The sequence below is a fragment of the Flavobacterium limnophilum genome, from assembly GCF_027111315.2.
GTDB classification, from domain to species: Bacteria; Bacteroidota; Bacteroidia; order Flavobacteriales; family Flavobacteriaceae; genus Flavobacterium; species Flavobacterium limnophilum.
Map to the genome: position 1 here is coordinate 828,943 of NZ_CP114289.2, position 23,227 is coordinate 852,169.

At 37.6% G+C, this 23,227-nt stretch carries 22 protein-coding genes; 20 read left to right on the forward strand and 2 right to left on the reverse strand.

The genetic code is table 11. The features are described 5' to 3' along the window. Positions 1 to 198 precede the first annotated feature (198 nt). From OZP13_RS03295 to OZP13_RS03375, 17 genes are all read left to right on the forward strand, one after another. Positions 199 to 636: an RrF2 family transcriptional regulator gene (locus OZP13_RS03295; RefSeq protein WP_281298658.1), complete on the forward strand. Its 438-nt coding sequence runs from the start codon at positions 199 to 201 to the stop codon at positions 634 to 636. 69 nt (positions 637 to 705) lie between these two features. Next, positions 706 to 1,428, forward strand: coding sequence for an iron-sulfur cluster repair di-iron protein (gene ric, locus OZP13_RS03300; RefSeq protein ID WP_281298659.1), 723 nt, complete (start codon positions 706 to 708; stop codon positions 1,426 to 1,428). 51 nt (positions 1,429 to 1,479) lie between these two features. Beyond that, on the forward strand, positions 1,480 to 1,965 hold the full coding sequence (locus OZP13_RS03305; RefSeq protein ID WP_281298660.1) for a hemerythrin domain-containing protein: 486 nt from the start codon (positions 1,480 to 1,482) through the stop codon (positions 1,963 to 1,965). 317 nt (positions 1,966 to 2,282) lie between these two features. Continuing rightward, a complete protein-coding gene (locus OZP13_RS03310; protein ID WP_281298661.1) occupies positions 2,283 to 3,875 on the forward strand; it encodes an MFS transporter in 1,593 nt (530 codons plus the stop codon). Between the two features lie 44 nt (positions 3,876 to 3,919). Continuing rightward, positions 3,920 to 4,969 carry an MFS transporter gene (locus OZP13_RS03315; RefSeq protein WP_269242361.1) on the forward strand — a complete coding sequence of 350 codons (1,050 nt, stop codon included), beginning with the start codon at positions 3,920 to 3,922 and terminating at the stop codon, positions 4,967 to 4,969. A gap of 133 nt (positions 4,970 to 5,102) precedes the next feature. After that, positions 5,103 to 7,319: a molybdopterin oxidoreductase family protein gene (locus OZP13_RS03320; protein WP_269242362.1), complete on the forward strand. Its 2,217-nt coding sequence runs from the start codon at positions 5,103 to 5,105 to the stop codon at positions 7,317 to 7,319. Positions 7,320 to 7,335: 16 nt separating this feature from the next. Next, positions 7,336 to 7,905 (forward strand): 4Fe-4S dicluster domain-containing protein, encoded by a 570-nt coding sequence (locus OZP13_RS03325; protein WP_281298662.1) that lies wholly within the window; start codon positions 7,336 to 7,338, stop codon positions 7,903 to 7,905. A gap of 128 nt (positions 7,906 to 8,033) precedes the next feature. Next, complete coding sequence (locus tag OZP13_RS03330) at positions 8,034 to 8,549, forward strand: Rieske (2Fe-2S) protein (protein ID WP_281298663.1); 516 nt, start codon at positions 8,034 to 8,036, stop codon at positions 8,547 to 8,549. A gap of 18 nt (positions 8,550 to 8,567) precedes the next feature. After that, positions 8,568 to 8,816, forward strand: a complete 249-nt coding sequence (locus OZP13_RS03335; protein ID WP_281298664.1) for a DUF6755 family protein — start codon at positions 8,568 to 8,570, stop codon at positions 8,814 to 8,816. 417 nt (positions 8,817 to 9,233) lie between these two features. Further along, entirely contained in the window at positions 9,234 to 11,741 is a 2,508-nt protein-coding gene (nirB, locus tag OZP13_RS03340; RefSeq protein ID WP_281298665.1) for a nitrite reductase large subunit NirB, read from the forward strand. Between the two features lie 105 nt (positions 11,742 to 11,846). Next, a complete protein-coding gene (gene nirD / locus OZP13_RS03345) occupies positions 11,847 to 12,224 on the forward strand; it encodes a nitrite reductase small subunit NirD (protein WP_269242366.1) in 378 nt (125 codons plus the stop codon). Positions 12,225 to 12,256: 32 nt separating this feature from the next. After that, on the forward strand, positions 12,257 to 12,841 hold the full coding sequence (locus OZP13_RS03350; protein WP_281299422.1) for a DUF4202 domain-containing protein: 585 nt from the start codon (positions 12,257 to 12,259) through the stop codon (positions 12,839 to 12,841). Between the two features lie 173 nt (positions 12,842 to 13,014). After that, a complete protein-coding gene (locus OZP13_RS03355) occupies positions 13,015 to 13,773 on the forward strand; it encodes a hypothetical protein (protein ID WP_269242367.1) in 759 nt (252 codons plus the stop codon). Between the two features lie 134 nt (positions 13,774 to 13,907). Continuing rightward, on the forward strand, positions 13,908 to 15,710 hold the full coding sequence (locus OZP13_RS03360) for a sensor histidine kinase (protein ID WP_281298666.1): 1,803 nt from the start codon (positions 13,908 to 13,910) through the stop codon (positions 15,708 to 15,710). 118 nt (positions 15,711 to 15,828) lie between these two features. After that, positions 15,829 to 16,491 (forward strand): response regulator transcription factor, encoded by a 663-nt coding sequence (locus OZP13_RS03365; RefSeq protein WP_269242370.1) that lies wholly within the window; start codon positions 15,829 to 15,831, stop codon positions 16,489 to 16,491. Positions 16,492 to 16,614: 123 nt separating this feature from the next. Then, positions 16,615 to 17,358 (forward strand): CPBP family intramembrane glutamic endopeptidase, encoded by a 744-nt coding sequence (locus OZP13_RS03370; RefSeq protein ID WP_281298667.1) that lies wholly within the window; start codon positions 16,615 to 16,617, stop codon positions 17,356 to 17,358. 164 nt (positions 17,359 to 17,522) lie between these two features. Continuing rightward, positions 17,523 to 19,013 (forward strand): MFS transporter, encoded by a 1,491-nt coding sequence (locus OZP13_RS03375; protein WP_281298668.1) that lies wholly within the window; start codon positions 17,523 to 17,525, stop codon positions 19,011 to 19,013. A 79-nt stretch (positions 19,014 to 19,092) separates the two neighbouring features. On the opposite strand, the gene OZP13_RS03380 is transcribed toward OZP13_RS03375, so the two are convergent. Further along, positions 19,093 to 19,932, reverse strand: coding sequence for an SGNH/GDSL hydrolase family protein (locus tag OZP13_RS03380; protein ID WP_281298669.1), 840 nt, complete (start codon positions 19,930 to 19,932; stop codon positions 19,093 to 19,095). Positions 19,933 to 20,053: 121 nt separating this feature from the next. Here OZP13_RS03380 and OZP13_RS03385 point away from each other — a divergent pair, with 121 nt between their 5' ends. The 3 genes from OZP13_RS03385 (at position 20,054) to OZP13_RS03395 (ending at position 21,700) form a co-directional block, all read left to right on the forward strand. Continuing rightward, a complete protein-coding gene (locus tag OZP13_RS03385) occupies positions 20,054 to 20,404 on the forward strand; it encodes a type II toxin-antitoxin system HigB family toxin (RefSeq protein ID WP_269242375.1) in 351 nt (116 codons plus the stop codon). Between the two features lie 8 nt (positions 20,405 to 20,412). Next, entirely contained in the window at positions 20,413 to 20,769 is a 357-nt protein-coding gene (locus tag OZP13_RS03390; RefSeq protein WP_281298670.1) for a helix-turn-helix domain-containing protein, read from the forward strand. 241 nt (positions 20,770 to 21,010) lie between these two features. Further along, entirely contained in the window at positions 21,011 to 21,700 is a 690-nt protein-coding gene (locus OZP13_RS03395; protein WP_281298671.1) for an Eco47II family restriction endonuclease, read from the forward strand. Here OZP13_RS03395 and dcm read toward each other — a convergent pair. Beyond that, entirely contained in the window at positions 21,676 to 22,917 is a 1,242-nt protein-coding gene (dcm, locus tag OZP13_RS03400; protein WP_432419466.1) for a DNA (cytosine-5-)-methyltransferase, read from the reverse strand. The two genes, OZP13_RS03395 and dcm, sit on opposite strands and share 25 nt — an antisense overlap. Between the last annotated feature and the right edge of the window lie 310 nt (positions 22,918 to 23,227).

A 23,227-nucleotide genomic window follows, 5' to 3' on the forward strand; every position in this document is an offset into this window, starting at 1 on the left:
TATCCTAATTTGTACTGCACCGATTCATCGAAAAGACAACTGAATTAAGTTTTTAGGATTAAAAATTTCGGTTCGAAGTATATTTCAATGGAATCGAATGGGAAAAAAATATAAATTTGCATAAGTTTAAAAATATTAGTGGATATTTTTGTCCACTACTAAAATAAATTACTATCTTTGTAACCAAATAAAAGAAAAATGTTTTCAAAAGCTTGCGAATACGGTATAAGGGCATCAATATTTATTGCTGAACAATCACTTTTGGACAAAAAGGTGAGTTTAAAGGATATTGCAAAAGCCATTGATTCTCCGGAGGCTTACACCTCAAAAATATTGCAACAACTTTCTCGAAACTTTGTCATCAATTCGGATAAAGGGCCAACAGGCGGTTTTTCGATGAGTCAACAGGAACTCGAAAACGTAAAATTGAGCACGGTCGTGACCGCAATTGACGGTGATACTATTTATAGTGGGTGTGGTTTAGGGTTAAAAAATTGTAGCGAGGAAAAGCCTTGCCCTGCACACAGCCAATTTAAAATAATTCGTGATCAACTCAAAATAATGTTGGAAACCAACTTGATAAAAGATTTGACAATGGATTTCAAGGAAGGTTTGACGTTTTTAAAAAGGGAATAAAAAAAATTTAAAACAATAGTGGATATTTATATCCAGTAATAAAATAAACAACTTAAAACAATAAAAAAGATGAACATTCAAGAAAATCAAATTATCGGTGAATTGGTAGCCAAAGACTATCGTGCCGCATCAGTATTTAAAAAATATGGAATAGACTTCTGTTGTCAAGGAAACAGAACCATTGGCGAAGCTTGTGAAAAGAAAAACATAGATTCAAAATCAGTAGTAAATGATTTGGATGCCATAATTCAAGCACGTGGAGAAAATGCCACGGACTATAAATCTTGGCCATTGGACTTATTGGCAGATTATATCGAGAAAAAACACCATCGTTATGTCGAAGAGAAAACGGCTGAGATAAAACCGTATTTGGAAAAAATTTGTAGAGTGCACGGAGAGCGTCATCCCGAATTGTTTGAAATCAACGAGCATTTTAATGCTACCGCCGGCGAATTGGCAAAGCACATGAAAAAAGAAGAATTAATTTTATTTCCATTTGTCAGGAAATTGGCCCAAGCCAAACATGAAGGTTCAAAAGTGGTTGCACCTCCTTTTGGTTCCATACAAAATCCAATAAACGCGATGATGGATGAACACTCCACCGAAGGGGATCGATTTAGAAAAATTGAAGAATTGAGCAACAATTACACGCCGCCACAAGATGCTTGCAATACTTATGGAGTGACTATAGCGCTCCTAAAAGAATTTGAACAAGATTTGCACCTGCACATTCATTTGGAAAATAATATCCTGTTCCCAAAAGCCATTGAATTGGAAAAGGAATTGTCTTAAATTCAAAATAAGGCAGGCCATAATCTGGAGAAATATTGTATTGGAATAATTATGAAAAAGAACAGTGAATACCAAACAGATAAGCCCATCAAACGCAGTGATTCTCTCAAGCCGTTAAGCAGGGAACACCATCACGGCTTGTTGTTTTGCTGGAAAATAAGGACTGGAATTAAAAAAAAGGTGGAAGTATCCCGCATCAAAAAATATGCCGACTGGTTTTACCAAAATTATTTAATTCCTCATTTTGAAGTGGAAGAAAAATATGTTTTCCCCATTCTTGGAAACGAAAACGAACTCATCAAAAGAGCCGTTTCGGAACACGGAAGCTTAAAACGACTGCTTGAATCCACCAACACGGAATTTCAAAATAATATTAGCTTGATTAGTGATGAATTGGTAGATCATATTCGTTTTGAAGAACGTGTTTTGTTTGGAGAAATTCAAAAAATTGCCACAGCAGAACAATTGCTGTCTATTGAGTTTAATCATTCTGATGAAAAATTCGTGGATAATTTGACGGATCCCTTTTGGCAATAATAGTCAATCTAATACGGATTGCTTTGATTGGAAATCATTAAAAAACAACAAATTAGGTTGAATACTGTCCTGAATAATTGCTTTTTTTCCCACATATTGAATCGAAAGAAGTCATCTCAAAACATAATTTGATTTGGCTTTTTTTGTGTCTTTTTTGTAAAAATGTCTCAATTCAGAATCAAGAAATACGTTTCCAATGACCTTTATTTTAATTTAAGTATGACTGTAATCATAATGAAAGAGAGGTGCGTCTTTTATTTTTGCTCCATAATTCAATGGTGTTATTGAAGTCATTTTTAAATCAAATAAAGAATAATATGAAAACTTGGTTGGATAAATGGGAACCTGAAAACGAAGAATTCTGGAAAAAAACAGGAAGCAAAATTGCGTGGAAGACCTTGACAATTACAACTTTGTCATTGATATTGTCATTTGCCTCTTGGTTCATGATGAGCGTAATAGCAGTGAAATTACCAGGGCTAGGTTTCCCTTTTTCTAAAGAGCAGCTTTTTTGGTTGGTGGCTATACCTGGTTTGGCGGCAGGATTTTTAAGAATTATTCACACCTTTATTCTGCCTATTTTCGGGACAAGGCATGTAGTGACGGTGGCCACTTTACTCAAGTTAATTCCAGCAATTGGAATTGGGTTTGCGGTAATGGATACCAGTACTCCGTTTTGGGTATTTGTTCTTTTGGCTATTACTACTGGTTTTGGAGGTGGAGACTTTTCCTCTTTTATGCCTAGCACAAGTCTGTTTTTTCCAAAAAGATTAAAAGGAACTGCCTTGGGAATCCAAGCCGGCATTGGGAATTTTGGCGTTAGTCTAGCCCAGTTTATTACCCCGATTATCTTGAGTGTCAGTATTTACGGGACTACTTCGGTATTTACAAGCATCGATGTCAAGGAAACGAAGAATGTTTTAAAAGATTCGACAGTAGAGAAGCAAAAAGAAATTTTTGCGACCTTGGATGAAAACTCACAAAATAAAATTCTGGCTACTGTAAAGAAACCAGTATTGGATTCGGTTAAAGCGGTAACGAAATCAAATGATAATCACGAAATTTTTTCTGCATTGCCACTCAATGATAAATCTAAAGCGATTGCCAATGCCAATCCTAAATTGGCGGCAAAATTTTTGAACACTATTAGTCCCAAAAATGAGGCAGTTAGTATCAAGAAAATCTATATTCAGTCGGCCGCATTTTGGTACATTGGTTTTCTTTTGGTTTTGGCATTTATCAGTTGGATCTTTTTGAAAAGCATTCCGATGCAAGCTTCGATAAAAGAGCAAATGGATATTTTCAAAAACAAGCATACTTGGTATTGCACCATTACTTATCTGATGACTTTTGGAACTTTTGCAGGATTATCGGCAGCTTTTCCTTTGATGATAAAATATTTGTATGGCGATTTCCCTGATGCGCCGGATCCATTGGTTTACGCTTTTTATGGCCCATTGATTGGTTCTGCCAGCAGAGTCGCTTTTGGTTTTGTGGCCGATAAAATTGGTGGAGCGATTTTGACGACTATTACCGGAATCGGAATTTTGGCTGGAGCTATTATTTTGATAACTCAAGGATTGGTTTCGCCAACGAGTATGGAACAATTTCCGCTGTTTGTTGGGGTGATTTTGGCAATGTTCTTTTTTACTGGAATTGGTAATGCGGGCACCTTTAGACAGTTTCCAATTATTTTTTCTGAAAATCAAAGACAAGCAGCTGGAGTTATTGGTTGGACGGCAGCCATTGCAGCTTTTGGTCCTTTTATCTTTTCTAAATTAATCGGGAACAACATCACTGCAAATGGTTCTGTAAATCAATTCTTTATTGGCTTGATTGCTTTTACTATATTAGCAACAAGTATTAATTGGTGGTTTTACAACCGTAAAGGATGTGAGAAACCGAGTTAGGAAACCCGATTTTTTTTCAATAGAATTAAAAGATATCATTACAAATGAAAAACAAAACCTTTAATACCAAAGCACTTTTAATCGCAACGGGACTTTCAATTTTTATGATTGTCCTTGTGTTTTATGGTTCCAGAAAGTTGCAAAACTTTGATGCGGCCCTGGTCACTTATTTATTCGGAACCGTTTTTGCCTTCTTCGGAATTGTATATCGGTATTCGGTGTGGTTGCAAAGACCGCCCACTTGGATTTATTTCAAGAGAGGAATAACGTATTTGGTAACGGGAAAAGTGTTTTCGCATTTTTGGTTTGCCACCAAAGAGACCGTAGAGAATATTGCGTTCCAAAAATTTATTTACCCTCGGGGGAAATACCGTTGGGTGGCGCATTTCATGATTGCGGTGGGATGTACTTCGGCATTTTTGATTACCATTCCACTTACCTTTGGTTGGATTCACTTTGCGATGGCACCCAATACGATTTCGGTATATGAAGCCTACTTTTTCGGGTTTAAAGTAATAGATTTTGAGCTGGGTTCGGTTATTGCTTTTTTGACTTTTCACGCCTTGAACTGGTCTTCCTATTTGGTTATTTTGGGATCGTTGTATTATTTAAGAAGACGTTTGACAAACCCTGGACTGATTGCCACACAATCTTTTGAGGGTGATTTATTGCCACTTATTCTATTGATAGCCATTTCGGTAACTGGATTGGGGTTGACGTATTCATATCAGTTTATGAAAGGATTTGCGTTTGATTTCTTGGCGGTATTGCACGCTGTTACGGTGATCATGTTTTTGATTTGGATTCCGTTCGGGAAGTTTTTCCATATCATTCAACGACCTGCCCAAATCGGGGCGCATATTTACAAGAAAGAAGGAATGAAAATGGGAATGGCAGTTTGTCCCCATACAGGAGAAGAGTTTGCCACCAAATTGCATATTCAGGATTTGAAAACCGTAACCGAAGAATTGGGCTTTGATTTTTCGCACGAAGACGGAACATCACATTTGGATTTAAGTCCCGAGGGGAAAAGATCCCGTTTGGCGCAGGCGCATTTGAAAGCGAGATTGGAAGGCGGAAATTTGTTTGGATAAAAACACACCGCAAAGACGCCAAGGCACAAAGAAAAATAATTCATCGGTAAAGAAAAAATATACTGTAAAGAACAAAGAGACAAAGAAATAAAATTGCGACTTTGCGTCTTAGCGGTAAAAACAAAACAAAAAAATGGCAAAATTACCAGTATCAGAGGAGAATATAGTAAAGCATTTTGGTCCTCATCTAAATTATGCGCCAAAGGACGGATATGTGGGCAAGGACGAACCGGACGAGTCCGTCAAAACGCATTGTTGTTTTTGCGGAATGCAATGCGGAATCCAATTGTTGGTAAAAGAAAATAAAGTGGTAGGATTTGAGCCTTGGATGGAATTTCCTTTTAACGAAGGGCGACTGTGTCCAAAAGGCGTGCAGCGTTATTTGCAAAACAACCACCCTGACCGACTTTTGTCTCCGTTGAAAAGAGTGGAAGGGCAAGGATTTGTTCCTACTTCTTGGGATGATGCGATGAGCAAAACGGTTTCGGAAATTAAACGCATTCAAGAAAAATACGGCAATGATGCCTTCTCGATGTTGTCGGGAGTTTCCTTGACGAATGAGAAAAGTTATTTGGTTGGGAAATTTGCCCGCGTAGCCTTGAAAACCAAAAACCTGGATTACAACGGACGTTTGTGTATGGTGAGTGCCGGTGCGGGAAACAAAAAAGCGTTTGGACTGGACAGGGCTTCCAATAATTATTCGGATTTGGAATATGCCGAAGTTATTATTGTGGCTGGTGCCAATGTCAGTGAAACATTTCCAACGCTAACACACTGGATTTGGAAAGCCCGTGACCGCGGTGCCAAAATTATTGTGATTGACCCAAGGATGATTCCGTTGGCGCGAACTGCCGATATCCATTTGGATGTGCGTCCGGGAACCGACTCGGCTTTGTACGGTGCTATGCTGAAATATTTGGTGGATCACGATATGTTGGATCACGATTTTATTGATAATTATACTTCAGGTTTTCAAGAAACGATAGATTCCGTAAAAGACTATACCCTTGAATGGGCGGAGGAAGTTACAGGAATCAACAAAAATAAAATACGCGAAGCGGCCGAATTATGGGGCAAAGCCAAGACGAGTTTCTTGCTTCATGCCCGTGGAATAGAACACCACTCGAAAGGAGTGGATAATGTTTTGGGTTGCATCAATTTGGTTCTGGCAACAGGAAGATTGGGCAGGCCGTACTGCGGTTATGGAACCATTACCGGACAAGGAAACGGTCAAGGTGGTAGAGAGCATGGTCATAAATGTGATCAATTGCCGGGAAACCGAGATATCGAGAACCCAGAACACCGCAAGTATATTTCAGAAGTTTGGGGAATCAACGAGAAAGATATGCCCGGAAAAGGACTTTCGGCTTATGAAATCATAGAAGCCATTCATCGTGGAGAAATTAAAGGATTGATTTCGATTTGTTTCAATCCATTGGTGTCTTTGCCGAACAGTAATTACGTTCGCGAAGCCTTGGAAAAACTAGAATATTACGTTTGTATTGACTTTTTCTTGAATGAAACCGCACGCCACGCCGATATTGTGCTGGCCGGTTCGTTACAGGAAGAGGAGGAAGGAACCACCACATCCGCTGAAGGAAGGGTAATCCGAATTCGTCAAGCGGTTACACCTCCGGGCGATGCCAGAACGGATACGGCTATCATTTTGGAATTGGCCAAACGTTTGGGTGTTCAAGATAAATTTACGTATGCGGATAGCGAAGCCATTTTCAACGAATTGCGTGTGGCTTCCAAAGGAGGAACTGCCGATTATTACGGAATTACCTACCAAAGAATTGAAGACGAAATGGGCGTTTTTTGGCCTTGTCCAGAAATAGGTCATCCCGGAACACCAAGATTGTGGGAAGACAAAAAGTTTAAAACCCCGGACGGGAAAGCCCATTTTAATCCCGCTCCGTACAAGCTTCCGGGCGAAGTAACCGATGCGGATTATCCAGTGATTTTGACAACAGGTCGTGTGGTGTCTCAATATTTGAGTGGTACACAAACCCGTAGAATTGGCAAATTAGTCGACCAGTATCCAGAGCCATTATTGGAAATTCATCCTAAATTGGCGCAACAATACGGAATCAAACAAAGAGAATTGATAAAAGTTTCCACCCGTCGTGGTGAAGGAATTTTTCCAGCAAATATTGTGGAAACCATTCGGGAAGACACTGTTTTTATACCCTATCACTGGTCGGGCAAGAAATCGGCCAATCAGTTAACGCCGGGAACATTGGACCCCATTTCCAAGATTCCAGAGTTCAAGGTATGTGCCTGCCACTTGGAACCGCTCAAGGAAATAGCGGCACCTTCAACAGAATCAAAAGCGTATGCAAGTGTTTAATCTATAAAAAATAAATATGAATTACACCAGTTTCAATAAAAACGAGGAATTTTTTGTAGATATGCAACGATGCATTGGCTGTAAAGCCTGTGAAATGGCTTGCGCCGAATGCGAAACCAACGGTCAGGAATCCTTGATTCACGTGAATTATGTGGATCGAGCTTCGACTGTGCAGACCACCGTGCAGGTATGTATGCATTGTGACGATCCAGTATGTGCCAATGTGTGTCCAGCCGATGCGATATCCAAAGACGAAAACGGAATCGTGCATACCGCCAATACCGAAAGGTGCATTGGTTGTTCGAATTGCGTGATGGCTTGTCCGTTTGGCGTGCCCAAAAAAGAAGAAGCCTACGACTTGATGATGAAGTGCACGATGTGTTACGACCGAACCAGCATTGGCAAAAAACCAATGTGTGCCACGGTTTGTCCAAGTGGTGCCTTGTTTTTTGGAACAAGGGAAGAAATACAAGAAATGCGCCCAAACAGTACGCCAATCAATACCTTTATATTCGGGCAAGAAGTGGTCAACACCAAAGTCAATATCATGATGCCGAAAGGAAGTATGGAGTTGGTCATCTATTAGTATTAAGTATCGAGAATTAAGTATTAAGACTTTGGAAAATAGAGAATAGAATAAAGAGAATAGAAGGGAGTTTTTAGATTGTAGATGACTTCTGAAAAAAATGAAACATAACTTTTTAACATAAAAAAATGTCAAAAGAAGATAATTTAAATAAAAATTGGAAGAAAGACTTTCCAATTCTCAAGCAGCAAGCGACCAATGTAAGCCGTCGTGATTTTGCCAAATTTCTCACCCTGGTTTCGGGCGGATTGATGGTAGGAAGTGGACTCGTGGCCGCCAAAGCTTATTTGCTTCCCAAAGAAGAAGTGGGAAGAGAGCATTTTGTGTGCAAGAAAGAGGAGGTTCCAGTAGGTGGTACCCGAGCTTTCGTAATCGAGGGTAGCACTATTCCATATATTTTGATTCACCTCGAAAGTGGAGATTTCAAGGCTTATGAGCAAAAATGCACCCATCTGTCTTGTTCCGTATTTTATAAACCCGGCACCGGAATCATTCATTGTCCGTGTCATGAAGGATCATTTGATGCCAAAACAGGAGACGTTTTGGCAGGGCCTCCACCAAGGGCATTGCCAAGTCTGGAAGTATTTTTCAAGGAAAATGATGTCTATGTCAAAGCTTCCCACAAAGAAGAACGCACTGTTTAAAAACTAATACAAAAAGCCATGAGTACCTTTAGAACCAGTCAAAACCAAGCGAATCCCAACAAGCTGAACAACATCCTTTCGACCTTGATATTCATATTGATTTTGAATGTCACCATCCAAATTTGGTTGTTGTATGCCTCGTTAAACAACGCTTTGGATAACAACCGCGAAATATTGATACCAGCCTTCATCGCCTCTTTGATTTTATTTTTAATAGGGTTCAGTTGGCTTTATTATTTACCGTCTGGCAACAATAATAAGAAATAATTTTAAATCTGGGTTATTCTAAAAAGGGGCTTCTTTAAGAGATAGCCCCTTTTTTTGCTAGTAAATAGGCTTAGATTTAAAGTAAGTAATACCATTTCTTAAGGCTATATAAGTTTGAAGAAATGTTTGAAATTGTAACTGTTCATACTGTTTAATCGATACTTCCGGTTCAGTTTTCAGGAACAAAAAACTTCATTGTTGCTCATTTTATTTGTAATAACTGTGTTGTAAGTAGTTTGAAAACAAAAATATTATATCTTTTTTAATCTTTTTTGCATACGAATAAGTTTATCTCATTCCGTTATATTTCATTGGTTTTAAATGCTTTTTTAATAATTTATAAAAAATAATTAAAAAATACGTATTTACATAAGTATTAATACTTATATTTGCTTCGTAATACTTAATTAATGAGTTATGATTAAAGTAATAGTAGTCGGAAACGGCATGGTAGGTTACAAGTTTTGTGAAAAATTCATCACAAAAAAGGGAAGTGAAAATTATCAAATCACGGTCTTTGGAGAAGAGCCGAGACGCGCTTATGACAGGGTGCACTTGAGCGAGTATTTTGCGGGTAAAACCGCTGATGACTTGTCGTTGTCTACATCAAATTGGTATGAAGAAAACAATATTATTTTAAATACTTCCGAGTTAATTACGGATATTAATAGAGAGCAAAAGACTGTTCATACTCATTTAGAAAAAACGCATAAGTACGATTACTTAGTTTTGGCAACCGGTTCTGCCGCTTTTGTTCCCCCTATCGAAGGTGTGGATAAAGAAGGGGTTTTTGTGTACAGAACCATCGAAGATCTAGATGCGATTATGGCTTACGCCAAAAAAATAAAACAAAAAGGGGCTACTGAAGCTGCCGTGTTGGGTGGAGGATTGTTAGGACTTGAGGCTGCCAAGGCTGTACGTGATTTAGGATTGAATCCCCACGTGGTGGAATTTGCGCCTCGATTGATGCCAAGACAGTTGGATAAAGGAGCGAGTGACATGTTGCAATCCAAAATCGAGGAACTCAATATTGGTATCCATCTCAATAAATCAACTCAATATATTGCAGGAGAGAACGCTATTACGGGAATGATGTTCGAGGGCGATGATTTGCTCAAAGTGGATATGTTGGTGGTTTCTGCAGGGATTAAACCTCGTGATGAACTAGGAAGAGTTTCAGGATTGGAAGTAGGTGTTAGAGGAGGAGTTGTCGTAAACAACAAAATGCAAACATCCGATCCAAATATTTATGCGATTGGTGAAGTGGCACTTTACAACCACATGATTTATGGTTTGGTGGCTCCAGGATATGAAATGGCCGATGTGGCTGCCGAGCAGATTCTTGGCAACGAAAAGTTGATGAGGGAAACCATCGACATGTCGACCCAGTTGAAATTAATTGGTGTTGAGGTGGCGAGTTTTGGAGATCCATTTATTGAAAATGACGAAGTAACCGCCATTGTTTATGAAAACAAATTCAGCGGAGTTTACAAAAGAATCAATGTTACCAAGGACGGAAAAACACTTTTGGGCGGAATATTGGTAGGTGATTCATCCGATTACAATGGATTGTTCCAAATTTACAGTAATGCCATGGCATTGCCGCCAAACCCGGAAGACTTGATTTTGGGTTCAAGAGGAGGGGAAGCTTCTTCTTTTGGAAGTGCTTCTGATTTGCCGGATTCTGCCGTAATTTGTTCTTGTGAAAATGTGACCAAAGGTTCTATTTGCTGTTCAATTATTGACGGAACTGCCAATACATTTGGTGATGTGGTAAAACTAACCAAAGCTACTTCTGGTTGTGGAGGTTGTAAACCAATGGTGGTTGATTTGGTAAAAGCCGCCCAGAAATCAATTGGCAAGGAAGTGAAAGAAAGCATTTGCGAGCACTTTAATTATACCAGACAAGAATTATTTGATCTTGTAAAAATCAACAAATACACTAATTTCTACGAAGTTGTCGATCATCACGGAAACGGCGATGGTTGCGAGGTTTGCAAGCCGGTCGTGGCTTCCATTTTTTCGAGTATTTACAACGACACGGCCAACAAACACGTTACCACCCAAGACACAAACGACCGCTACTTGGCCAATATTCAACGAAACGGAACCTATTCTGTCGTGCCTAGAATTGCGGGTGGCGAGATTACTCCCGAGAAATTGATTGTAATCGGTGAAGTGGCCAAGCAATTTGATTTGTACACCAAAATTACGGGAGCGCAACGTGTCGATTTGTTTGGAGCCCAATTGGATGATTTGCCCAAAATTTGGGAAATACTAATCGAAAATGGTTTCGAAAGCGGCCACGCTTACGGAAAATCATTGAGAGCCGTAAAAAGTTGCGTGGGCAATGCTTGGTGCCGTTACGGAATGGACGACAGTACCACCTTGGCCATCGAATTGGAAAACCGTTACCGAGGAATTCGTTCTCCGCACAAATTAAAAGGAGGAGTTTCGGCTTGTATCAGGGAATGTGCCGAGGCCAGGGGAAAAGATTTTGGATTGATTGCCGTTGAAGGTGGCTGGAATCTTTACATCTGTGGAAACGGTGGTGCCAACCCAAAACACGCCGTACTTTTGGCCGAACAAATAGACAAAGAAACTGTTTTCAAATATATGGATCGTTTTCTGATGTATTACATCCGCACTGCAGGACCATTGGTTAGAACTTCGACTTGGTTGGAAAAACTGGACGGAGGATTGGATTATCTAAAAGAAGTAATCATTCACGACCGTATCGGTATTTGTGCCACTTTGGAAGCCGAAATGGAAGCCTTGGTTGGGACTTTTGAATGTGAGTGGAAACAAGTTCTTGAGAAACCAAGATTGATGAAACGTTTCAGCCACTTCGTGAATTCTGACGAGAAAGACGACAACATCGAATACGTGGGATTAAGAGACCAAAAAATGCCTAAACCTTGGTAATAAATTAATTAATAAAATTCTTTCCAAAGCTACTTCAACACTTTTAGGATCTTTCGCAATCATAAAAAACGTTGAAGTAGGGGAAAGATATCAAATACTTAAATCATGGAAAACATAGTAAGCCAATACAAATCAGTAGCCGTAGAAGACGTAAATGTTTGGTTCAAAGCCGGAACCTTGAAAGACTTTCCCAGCAATAGGGGAGGTTGCATCAAATACAAAAACAAACAAATTGCCGTTTTCAACTTCGAAAGAAGAAACGAATGGTATGCCTGTCAAAATGCCTGTCCGCACAAAATGGAAATGGTTTTGTCTAGAGGAATGACCGGATCAGCCGATGGAGTGCCAAAAATTGCTTGTCCAATGCACAAAAAAACCTTCTCGCTTGTGGATGGATCAAACCTTAACGGAGAAGATTATTCCATAGCCACTTATCCCGTGAAAGTGGTGGATGGAGAAGTATTCGTTGGCTTTTTGGAATAAATGTGTATCTTTGAATTTCAACAATTCGAATTATAATGACACCATTTCAGAACGCAAGTCTATGGATTGACGCAGAAAATGCCCAAGATCCAAACCAAGAAATATACCAATCCCAAACCTATCCAAAGGAGCTTTTATATTCGAATCGAATGTATGAAAGGCTGATGAGTTTTCATCCAAATGCTTCCGAAGAAGTCCAGATTGCCACAAAAGCACAGCACATCTGTCGCTGGAAAATGCCAAGAGAAACCTATCCGATGGATCGTGTGGGTTATTTGAAATGGCGCGAAGATTTAAAGAAATTCCACGCCAAAACCACTGGCGAAATCTTGGCAAAAGCAGGTTATTCTCAAGAATTCATTGATCGCGTTTCTTTCCTTGTCGAAAAAAAATTACTCAAGAAAGACGCCGAAACCCAATTGTTGGAAGACGTAATTTGTCTCGTGTTCCTCGAATTTTACCTCGATTCGTTCGTGCAAAAACACGACACGGAAAAACTCAAAAACATCATCCTGAAAACTTGGAACAAAATGTCCGAGGCCGGTCATCAAGAAGCCTTGAAAATAAACTATACCGAGGCAAATCTTCAGTTGATAAAAGATTCACTTGGGTTGTAATACGGTATTTTAGTTAAAAATACTGTCAATCCTAAAAATCACTTTTTTTTAGATATACAATCACAATTCATGTCTGATAAAAAAAACATTTTCACTTCCAATACTTTTAAAACTTGCTCATAATTAAAATGTTTAGACGGATGTTTTAATATGAAACTAAAAAATGACATACTATGAAAAACAAAGTCATTAATTTATTTGATAAACCCCAAATAGTAGTGCCCAATACGGGTGTGAAATATTCGCAATTGTTAGAAAAATTTTTAGAGCCTTTTGTTGACGATTTTAAAGATGCAGAATTTTACGAAGATATTATTGAATTTGGTATAAATGCCTGGAATGCTGCCAATATGAAATTATTGCTGCTAGAAGAAGAAAATGACGATTTACCTGATGCATTAAAAGATAGTGATATAAATGTAGCTTTGTTGAATAGAATGATCGATTACAAAATAAGTCATTTTAAAGAGTTTACTAATTTTATTGTAGATTATGATTTAGAAGAAACAATTGAGGATCCTATTTTAAAAATAACTACCCAAGAACAAGATGCCCATTTAAAGTCGATGTTCGAACAATTTGATCAAGGAGATACCGCTGGTGATTATGATGAAAATTACATTAATCGCAGTGCCATTATCGTCAAACCATTGCAGCCATTTATTGATTGGTGTTCGAATTTGTATCCCGAAGATCTGAATGATATAAAAGAAACCAGAACCTATTTAATCAGTGAAGATATCGAAGAAATTGATTCTTGGCTAGCAAAAAAATTCGACAAACTATTTACATTTGAACTAACGTCTTGGCACACCAATAAAAAGGAATGGCCTCAAAAAAGAAATTACAAAATGTTTAAAGAATGGTTTCAAATTGACATATCGACAATGATTTATGATTTTGAAATAAATCCAATTCAAAAAGGTTGGTAAATTTAACTTTGGAGAAAAAAAAATGCTGACATTCTATCTGTGATTTGCGTAGAACTGCTAATTAAAACGAAAGTAAGATAAAACCAATGATTGAGGAGATGGTAAACGAAAATGACTTTAAAAACGGATAAAAAATGACTAGCAGCACGGCATCTGCCGATATTTCGTTCAAGAATTTAAGGCGATTGTACATCTTCGCCCTCTTGACCATTGCGATTACGGTACTCTTGAGCCAGTTGTTGATACAACACAATCTTCACAGCCAGTTGAGCGATTCCCGAATCATCAATATTTCGGGAAAACAAAGAATGGTCAGCCAGAAGTTGACCAAGGAAATCTTGATCTTGAATTTTATTGCCGATCCCACAAATAACAAAAAAGAAATTGATCAGGCAAATGAAATTATCCAACTCTGGAAATTCAACCAATATGCCTTGGAAAATGGAAACGACAGCCTCGGTTTTCCAAAACAAAAAAGCAAGGCGCTTTCCGATTTGTTTGTGGCCATTAAGCCTAATTTTGACAATATTCTCAATGCGGCAACAGCATTTCTGGAGAATAAAAAATTGGGAATCAAGGAAAAAGAAAATCAGGAATTGGTTCAAATTATTCTAAAAAATGCTGCTGTTTTTCTGGAGAAAATGAATGATATTGTGGGGCAATACGACAAGGAAGCTCTCGAAAAGGTAACGCTGCAAAGCAAAACCGAGTACGGAATTCTGCTGTTTACCATGTTGGTTTTGTTGTTGGAATTCGTTTTTATTTTCAAGCCGACCAATAAAAAAGTGGAAAAACTCATCTCGAAACTTTTAGTCTCCGAGAAAAAAGCATTGAAACTGGCTCACGATACCGAAGTCATAAGTGAAGCAAAGGAAAACTCCGTCAAGGAATTGAAATCGCTTAATTATGCCATGGAAAACACGCTCCTTTATTGTCGTGTTGCGCCTGATGGTTCCTTGATTCACATTGGCGAGAAATTTGCCAAGCTGCTGTTGTACAATCCATTTCTTTCCGACAAAACTTTTTCGCAGGTGCTGACTCCAATCGAAAAGGAGCAAGTGGCCATTGACCGGATTATTACCCAAAGACAAAAAAGCGGTTGGCAGGGAGAACTCAATATTACCAATAGAAACGGGGATTTGATTTGGCTCGATATGTCTATGGTTCCCGTGACCATCAAAAAAGAGGAATCCGAGTTGTTGATAATTTGTTTTGACATCACCGAACGCAAGAAAGCCGAAGAAGAAGTCGAACGATTGAACAACGAAAATGTGGCCGACAAAATCAATCAGCAAAAAGTGATTTCGAGCAAGATTGTCGAAAACCAGGAAAACGAACAAAACCGAATTGCCAAGGAAATCCACGACGGAATCGGGCAAATGCTTACCGGGTTGAAATTCAGTCTCGAAAGTATCAATCTGGACGACAAGGAAAAGTCTGCCCAGAAAATAGAATACCTCAAAAAATTGGCTTTAGACATCATTAAAGGGGTAAGAACCGCCACTTTCAACCTGATGCCGCCAGAATTGAGCGATCACGGAATCGTTTCTTCTTTGTCAAAATTGACCCAGGAATTGTCAAAATTGACGGGCAAAAACATTCTTTTTTACAACAAGTCCAATTTCGACCAACGACTGGATTCATTGATTGAAATAAACATTTACAGGTTGACGCAGGAAGCCATCAACAATGCCATAAAATATGCCGATTCCACACATATTATCGTGCAACTTTCGCACAGCAACAATATTTTGAGCATCACCATCGACGATAACGGAAAAGGATTTGACATTGCCGAAGCCGAGAAAAAAAGAAATAGCGAATCGGGGATGGGCTTGCTTTTCATGAAAGAAAGAATTCAATACATCAACGGGCGTGTTTTTATCAATTCTATTCCCGGTGAAGGAACCCGAATTACCTTCAATATTCCCATCTAAAGAAATTAGGCAGAAAGTCAAGGCGAAAAAATCTTGTTATTATAATTGAAAAATACGTATATTAGCATAGTTTTTTATGTTTATATACGTAATAATTAAATTTAAAATTAAGTAAGTTATGAGTGCTACTATTCGAGTTGTCTTGGCTGATGATCATGTATTTGTGAGAGACGGCATCAAATCATTATTGGAAAATGAAGCCAACATAGAAGTTGTTGGTGAAGCAACAGATGGTTTGGAAGCCCTGAAAATAGTAGCAACCGAACAACCCGACTTGTTGATTCTAGACATTCGTATGCCTAACTTGACAGGAATTGAAGTGGTCGAAAAACTGAGAAGCCAAAATAATTTGGTTAAAATCGTGATGCTTTCGATGCACGAATCCGAAGAATATGTCTTGAAATCCATCAAAGCCGGTGCCGATGGATATCTTTTGAAAGGTTCCAGCAAAGAAGAATTTCTGAAAGCAGTTCATACCGTTGCCAATGGCGGAAAATACTTTAGTGGCGACATTTCATCCATATTAATTGGTCAACTCAGTAATCCTGGGGCTGCAATAGCGGAATCCAAACAATCCTTGGACGAGGACATGATGATTACCAAAAGAGAAAAAGAAATCTTGAAATTGTTGTTGTCCGGAAAAGGAAACAAAGAAATTGCAGAAGCTTTGGATATCAGTAAAAGAACCGCAGAAGTGCATCGTTTTAATTTGATGAAAAAATTGAAAGTAAAAAACCTGATGGAACTTTCGAATAAGGCGACCGAGTATTCGCTTTTATAATTCTACTTGATAAAATCCCTGAATACAACTGTATAGCCATTATTGTTTATTGATAAGTTATATTTAACCGTTATTGTAAATAAACAACTCCGAATTATTTTATTAAAACTTAATCTTGAGATTATGGCTGGAATTTTAGTAGAATTAATCATTTCATGGCTTTTGCTGTGGTTTATTAGCAAAAAGCATCTTTCTGTTTTAGGCTTTACACCTACTAAATCAAGACTTCTCAATCTTTTATTTGGTTTTTTGGCAGCTGTAATTTGTGGTATTATTTATTATATGTCATTTACAGTTTTTGCTGATAATAACTGGACTGTCAACGAAGCTTTTACTGGACTAAAAATGGCAATAAGTTCTCGATGGACAATCGTTTCGGTTTTATACGAGGAATTAATTTTTAGAGGAGCGTTACTTTACATAGCTATCCAAAAGTTAGGAGCAAAAAAAGCTTGCATTATATCTGCAATTTCCTTTGGAGTTTATCATTGGTTTTCAATGGAAGCTTTTGGAAATCCAGTCCAGATGATGATTCTTTTCTGTATGACCGGCATTTGGGGATTTATGTTTGCAATGGCTTTTGCAAAAACAAAATCATTATACTTGCCCATTGGACTTCATTTCGGATGGAACTTAATTAGTACGGTCGTTTTTTCACAAGGCCCTTTAGGCAATCAACTTTTAATTATTGCTGGCGGAGAAAAAGTAGGGGGATTTTTGTCGGGAGTGATTTTTATTTTCCAGCTTTTTGCAGTGCCGCTAATTGTCTTTTGGTACCTCAACTGGCTTTCAAAAAAGCAAAAACGTAGTATTGACAAAGAGCAACAACCGCTAACGGCACATTTAGAGTACGAAATTCGTTCCTAAGTTCATTTACGTTTTCTGTTCGCATTCGATAACATTTAAATTTTTATCAGATGTACTTGTAAAATAAAATTAAGTATAAATACGTAATTATTTTTAATTATCTGCGAAAACACAGGTTTTTATTGAGTATTAGTACTTATTTTTGTCAAAAAAATATAAGTATTATGACAACTACAAACTCATTATCACAATCTCACAGAATCTTATTTCTGAATACCCTTGCCTTTACGGTATGTTTTGCTTGCTGGACCCTAAATGGAGTGTTGGTTACCTTTTTGGTTGACAACGGAATTTTCAATTGGAGTGTTGTACAAGTAGGTTGGCTTTTGGGAATTCCAATTTTAACGGGTTCCATTATGCGTTTGCCAATAGGAATGCTTACCGATAAATATGGCGGAAAATATGTTTTCTCTTTTTTATTGCTCCTTTGTTCCATTCCTTTGTTTTTACTTCCCTTGGCCGACAGCTTTTTTATGTTTGCGGTTTTAAGTTTCTTGTTTGGAATGGTGGGAACCAGCTTTGCCGTTGGTATTGGATTTACTTCTATTTGGTATCCAAAAGAATGGCAAGGTAGAGCCTTGGGAATTTTCGGAATGGGAAATGCGGGTGCCGCTATTACAACCTTTATGGCACCTTCTTTATTGAATCATTTTTCGATAGAAGATCCAGAAAATGGTTGGAAAATATTGCCGGTTATATATGGTATTGCATTGTTGGTAATTGGAGTTTTATTCTTGGTTTTTACCAAAAATAAAAAGATTGAAAACCACACCAAAACGGTTTCTCAAATGCTGGGTTCTCTTAAAAGTGTTCGAGTTTGGCGATTTGGAGCTTACTATTTCTTGGTATTTGGATGTTTCGTAGCCTATGCACAATGGTTATTGCCCAACTTTATGAATGTTTATCAAACGAGTTTGGTAATGGGAGGAATGTTTGCCACGATGTTTAGTTTGCCATCGGGAGTAATTCGTGCTTTTGGGGGTTATTTGTCCGATAAATTTGGAGCCAGAAAAGTAATGTATTGGGTTTTATCATCCTCGGTAATATTAAGTGCCTTGTTGATGGTGCCAAAAATGGACATCACGACGGCTGGTCCCGGTGTCATGGCAGGAAAAAAAGGAATAGTAACCGAAGTTTCCGAAACCAATGTAAAAGTGGGAGAGAAAGACTTTGCAATCAATAAAAAAGTAGAAAAACCTCTTGAAAATTCCATATTTCCAACCAAAAATTCTTGGCAAGAAGTAGTTGTCAAAGAAAACCAAGAAGTAAAGAAAAAAGAATTGTTGGCCAAAGGAGTTACCGCCATTCATTTTAGTGCCAATATGTGGGTGTATTTAGTTTTGGTTATCCTGATTGGTATTTCTTGGGGAATCGGAAAAGCGGCAGTTTACAAACACATCCCGGAATATTTCCCGACCGAAGTGGGTGTAGTGGGAGGAATGGTAGGTATGATAGGTGGATTGGGAGGTTTCTTCGGGCCAATCATCTTTGGATATTTATTGACCAGTACCGGTTTTTGGTCCAGTTCTTGGATATTCATACTGATTTTATCGTCTATTTGTTTGATTTGGATGCACAGAACAGTAACCAAAATTATGAACGAAAAACAACCAGACTTGTCTAAAGTTATGGAGCGTCAATCTTCCAGAAAATAATAAAATAAGTTAAAATCAAGAAAGCCTTTGATTGAGTTCAAAGGCTTTTTTGATTTAATGTTAATCCTAATAACTGAACTTATTCCGTAACAAAACCCGAAGGCAATCCCAATAATTGGTATTGAATGGTTTTTGCCAATCGGTAATCCCCAAGCGCATTGGGATGCAACCTGTCCGTGTCTTTTTTATGAAAGTATTGCAAATGGGAATCCGCCATTGGAAAGAGGCCGCTTGTCGAATAGAGATCGATCAACGGAACTGCCCAATAGGAAGCCGCTTGTTTCAAAATGGCAACATAGGAATCAATATACAATCCTTGACCGTTGGCATAGTTTTCGTCCGGTTGCACATTTTTTTCGTTGAACTTGGCATAGCCCCTGTGAATGGGAGTCATGATGATAATTTGTTGCTGCGGAAAATTGTTCTTCAAGTACGACATCGCTTTGTTGATCCGTCCGCAAAAGGTGGAATCATTCAGGATGGGAGTCCGGTATTTACGTGTCACTTCCTTGCCGTTGAAGTTGGTTTGCTTTGTTGTTTCGGTAAAGAATTCCCCCACCGGCGTGTCGTGCATATAGTCATTCGTACCAGCAAAAATCAATATGGCATCAATGTTGGTTCCTTTTTCGTCGTGCAACTTCACCGCCTGTTTGTAAATGTCATTCCACTGATTGCCGCTGATGCCATATACAAAAGAGTTGATGCCCAGCAATTCATTTAGATATTCCCAATAAACATAAGTAGTTCCAACACGGCGTTTGTCAGTTATAGAATCGCCCAAGAAAGCCAAGCGCTTGCCTTGCCATTGGGAGTTTAGTGTTTTTTCTTGATCGGTTACATTTACTTTTGGAACTGCTTGTTGTGCCAATCCATTAAAACCAACGGTCAATAAAAGGATACTTGCAATTATGTGTTTCATGTTTTGATGTGTTTTATTGTTGTGTAAAAATAGATATAGTATTCTCGTTTTGTTCAACACGGGTTTCGTTGTTGGCGGTAGTGCTGAATAACTTTTATGTTGAAATAGTAAAGTTTGCAAAATGAAAACTTTTAGTTATATTTGCCTTATGAAAATCTTGGTAAAGAAAACGATTTTATTTTATATCAAAAAATATCCGATTGCTGAAACGCAGTTATTAATTTGGTATCACGAATTTTCTAAGTACGAATTCAATAATTTTAATGAATTAAAAAACGTCTATGGAAGTGCAAGTATTGTAAATAGCAATAGAGTAGTTTTTAATATCAAAGGGAATGATTTTCGATTAGTGGTTTCAATAAATTTTCTGCAAGGCGCTTGCTATGTAATTTGGTTTGGAACACACGCAGCTTATGATAAAATCAATGTTGAAACAATAGCATTCGACACCACAATTTTAATGGATAAATAATAATAATTATGGACTGGAAAGTATTAAAAACAGAAGAAGATTACAACAGCGCTTCCATTCGCATGATGGAAATTTTTCATGCGGAACCCAATACGCCTGAAAATGACGAGTTGGATTTGTTGATTGTCTTGATAAAAGACTATGACGAAAAACATTACCAATTACCGGAACTCGACGCTCTGGAAGTTATAAAATACAAAATGCAGGAAATGGGATTGAAAGCAAAAGATTTGGAGCCCATAATCGGAAGTAAAGGCCACGTTTCAGCAATCCTTTCCGGAAAGAGGGAAATCACTTTGAAAATGGCCCAAAAATTGAAAAATTATTTTAGTATTCCTGCCGACGTATTTTTGCATAGTGCTTAGTCAAAAAAGTATTGTTTTTTTTTGTGTATAATTTGGCTAATGCGATTCTGCACTAATATTGAGAGAATATATCTGTGTGGTCGGGATTGTCCAATAATTAAAAATAGGAGTTTAAAAAACGAATGAAAAATCACTACTTTAGCGAAATAATCCTATTGCAATTATTATGAAAAACAAGTATGTAGATTTTATTTCGGATGAACATTTTTTGGGCTGTGTGGCAAATCTTCACAAAGCATACTTGAAAGCTAAAAACAATATCACCAAGAAGAATTTTTACAGCAATAAAGTGGATACTATTAAACTCACTTTTGATGCAAAATTCAATGACATTGATGAAGAAACTTTGATTCAGGCTGAAATTTTAAGGCAAATTGACAAGTCCATAAATAATTCTATTGGAACTTTTCACGAACAAATTTTGGGAGGAATTGTAGGTTTTGAAGTTGGCAATTTAAGTGGATTTGATATTAAAGCTAAAGATGATACTTTGTTTGCTGATATTAAAAATAAGCATAATACAATGAATAGCAGCTCTGCCGAAGCTCTTTTTCAAAAGTTGTCTAGGTATGCAGATACTTATAAAAAATCAAAATGTTATTGGGTGCAAATTTTGGCAAAAAGTAGCTTTTGTGAACTTTGGAAAGGCGAAATCAATGGTAAGGAATATAGTCATAGTAGAGTTTACAAAATTTCTGGAGACCAATTTTATGCTTTGCTTTCAGGAAAACACAATGCTCTTTTTCAATTATATAAAAACCTTCCAATTGCTGTAAATGATTATTTAAATTCAATTGAAAAAAGTAAATCTGCTGAAGAAAATTCGGCTTTGGACGAAATCAAAGTTGAAACTGAAACTTCAAAAAGAACAATTTTAGACCAAATCACTTTTGAAAATTACAGTTACTATTTAGGTTTTGATAAATTGTAATAACTGTTTAAAAATTTTACAATTGAGTAGCCAACTTCTTTTCCTAAATTGACAGGCACTGCATTTCCAATTTGTTTGTATTGTTGGGCGATGGAACCTTCAAATTTCCAATCGTCTGGAAAAGTTTGAATTCTCGCATATTCCCTTACGGTAAATGGTCGAGTTTCTTCGGGATGACATCTTTCGGTTTGTTTTTGTGCAGGACTACAAGTCAAGGTCAAACAAGGCTCATCCCAACCGATTCTTCTGGCAATTCCGGTTTTTCCTCCACCAAGATGGAAGCTTCCACCCATAAATTCTTTTTGAATTTCTAATGGTAAATCTCTCCAATATCCTTTTTGTGGAACTAAATCCAAAACGTCAATTTTACTTTGAGGGTATTTCGAACCTTCTGATTTTGGTACATCGCAATCAAATAAATCTCCTTTTTTCAAAGCATCTTTAAGATTGTATATTTTTTTGTATGGTTTTGGATATTCATATTTTAAATCGATGTCTTTTCGAATTCCAACCAATATTAATCGTTCTCTTTTTTGGGGAACATTAAAATGAATGGCTTTTAAAACTTGAATTGGCACAACATTGTAACCTATTTCATCTAAAATGGAAATCATTCCTTGTAATGTTTTGCCGTTTTCGTGGCTTAACAAACCTCGAACATTTTCCCCGATACAAATGGGTGGATTTACTTCTTTGACAGCTCTGGCAAATTCATAAAACAAGGTTCCTCTGGCATCGGCCAAACCTAATTTTTTCCCTGCATAACTGAACGCTTGACAAGGAAATCCTCCAGTTACGATATCAACTTTATTCTCGTATTCTGAAAAACTAAAAGATTTTATATCACCTTCCAGAACATTCCAATTCGGCCTGTTTTTTCTTAAAGTCTGGCAAGCCCATTTGTCAATTTCGTTTAAAGCCACACATTTTAGTCCAGCTTTTTCCATTCCAACGGCTAATCCTCCTGCTCCAGCAAATAATTCTAAAACGGTATATTCATTGTGGGGTTCAACATAATTTGAAATGGTTTCTTCAACATTATCGTTCTCTAAAAAATCCGCAAATAGAGTATCAACATCTGATTTTCGATAAACTCTATAATTGCTCATGGGTTCACGAACAGCAGTCAATTTGCCTTCTTTGTCCCAACGTCTTAAAGTTTCTTTGCTTTTTCCAATGTATTCAGAAGTTTCCGAAAGCGTCATATATTCACTCATAACCAAATTGTTTAACCTTACACAATGGTTACAAATTTAAGAGAAATAATGAAAGAAACAAGCAAAAAGAAAAAAGAATAAAATAAATGTATTTACAATTCAGTAAATACATATTGTACTCAATAAAAAGATTTAGATTTTTATGATTTTCTTTCTTTGAATCACTATTTCTGGACGATTCACCGATGATACGTTGTCGAGTCAACTCCCACCCAAAGCCCACTCAAAGCCATAGATAAGCCTAGGTTGTGGTACCCTAAAAAAGTGCCCCAAATAGTGTCTAACTTTTTGGGGTCAGTCTATAGTTGGG

Excerpts from the sequence above, each read along its gene's own strand:
- OZP13_RS03295 (WP_281298658.1), top strand. The coding sequence starts at position 199 with ATGTTTTCAAAAGCTTGCGAATACGGTATAAGGGCATCAATATTTATT.
- ric (WP_281298659.1), top strand. The coding sequence starts at position 706 with ATGAACATTCAAGAAAATCAAATTATCGGTGAATTGGTAGCCAAAGAC.
- OZP13_RS03305 (WP_281298660.1), top strand. The coding sequence starts at position 1,480 with ATGAAAAAGAACAGTGAATACCAAACAGATAAGCCCATCAAACGCAGT.
- OZP13_RS03310 (WP_281298661.1), top strand. The coding sequence starts at position 2,283 with ATGAAAACTTGGTTGGATAAATGGGAACCTGAAAACGAAGAATTCTGG.
- OZP13_RS03315 (WP_269242361.1), top strand. The coding sequence starts at position 3,920 with ATGAAAAACAAAACCTTTAATACCAAAGCACTTTTAATCGCAACGGGA.
- OZP13_RS03320 (WP_269242362.1), top strand. The coding sequence starts at position 5,103 with ATGGCAAAATTACCAGTATCAGAGGAGAATATAGTAAAGCATTTTGGT.
- OZP13_RS03325 (WP_281298662.1), top strand. The coding sequence starts at position 7,336 with ATGAATTACACCAGTTTCAATAAAAACGAGGAATTTTTTGTAGATATG.
- OZP13_RS03330 (WP_281298663.1), top strand. The coding sequence starts at position 8,034 with ATGTCAAAAGAAGATAATTTAAATAAAAATTGGAAGAAAGACTTTCCA.
- OZP13_RS03335 (WP_281298664.1), top strand. The coding sequence starts at position 8,568 with ATGAGTACCTTTAGAACCAGTCAAAACCAAGCGAATCCCAACAAGCTG.
- nirB (WP_281298665.1), top strand. The coding sequence starts at position 9,234 with ATGATTAAAGTAATAGTAGTCGGAAACGGCATGGTAGGTTACAAGTTT.
- nirD (WP_269242366.1), top strand. The coding sequence starts at position 11,847 with ATGGAAAACATAGTAAGCCAATACAAATCAGTAGCCGTAGAAGACGTA.
- OZP13_RS03355 (WP_269242367.1), top strand. The coding sequence starts at position 13,015 with ATGAAAAACAAAGTCATTAATTTATTTGATAAACCCCAAATAGTAGTG.
- OZP13_RS03360 (WP_281298666.1), top strand. The coding sequence starts at position 13,908 with ATGACTAGCAGCACGGCATCTGCCGATATTTCGTTCAAGAATTTAAGG.
- OZP13_RS03365 (WP_269242370.1), top strand. The coding sequence starts at position 15,829 with ATGAGTGCTACTATTCGAGTTGTCTTGGCTGATGATCATGTATTTGTG.
- OZP13_RS03370 (WP_281298667.1), top strand. The coding sequence starts at position 16,615 with ATGGCTGGAATTTTAGTAGAATTAATCATTTCATGGCTTTTGCTGTGG.
- OZP13_RS03375 (WP_281298668.1), top strand. The coding sequence starts at position 17,523 with ATGACAACTACAAACTCATTATCACAATCTCACAGAATCTTATTTCTG.
- OZP13_RS03380 (WP_281298669.1), bottom strand. The coding sequence starts at position 19,932 with ATGAAACACATAATTGCAAGTATCCTTTTATTGACCGTTGGTTTTAAT.
- OZP13_RS03385 (WP_269242375.1), top strand. The coding sequence starts at position 20,054 with ATGAAAACTTTTAGTTATATTTGCCTTATGAAAATCTTGGTAAAGAAA.
- OZP13_RS03390 (WP_281298670.1), top strand. The coding sequence starts at position 20,413 with ATGGACTGGAAAGTATTAAAAACAGAAGAAGATTACAACAGCGCTTCC.
- dcm (WP_432419466.1), bottom strand. The coding sequence starts at position 22,917 with ATGAGTGAATATATGACGCTTTCGGAAACTTCTGAATACATTGGAAAA.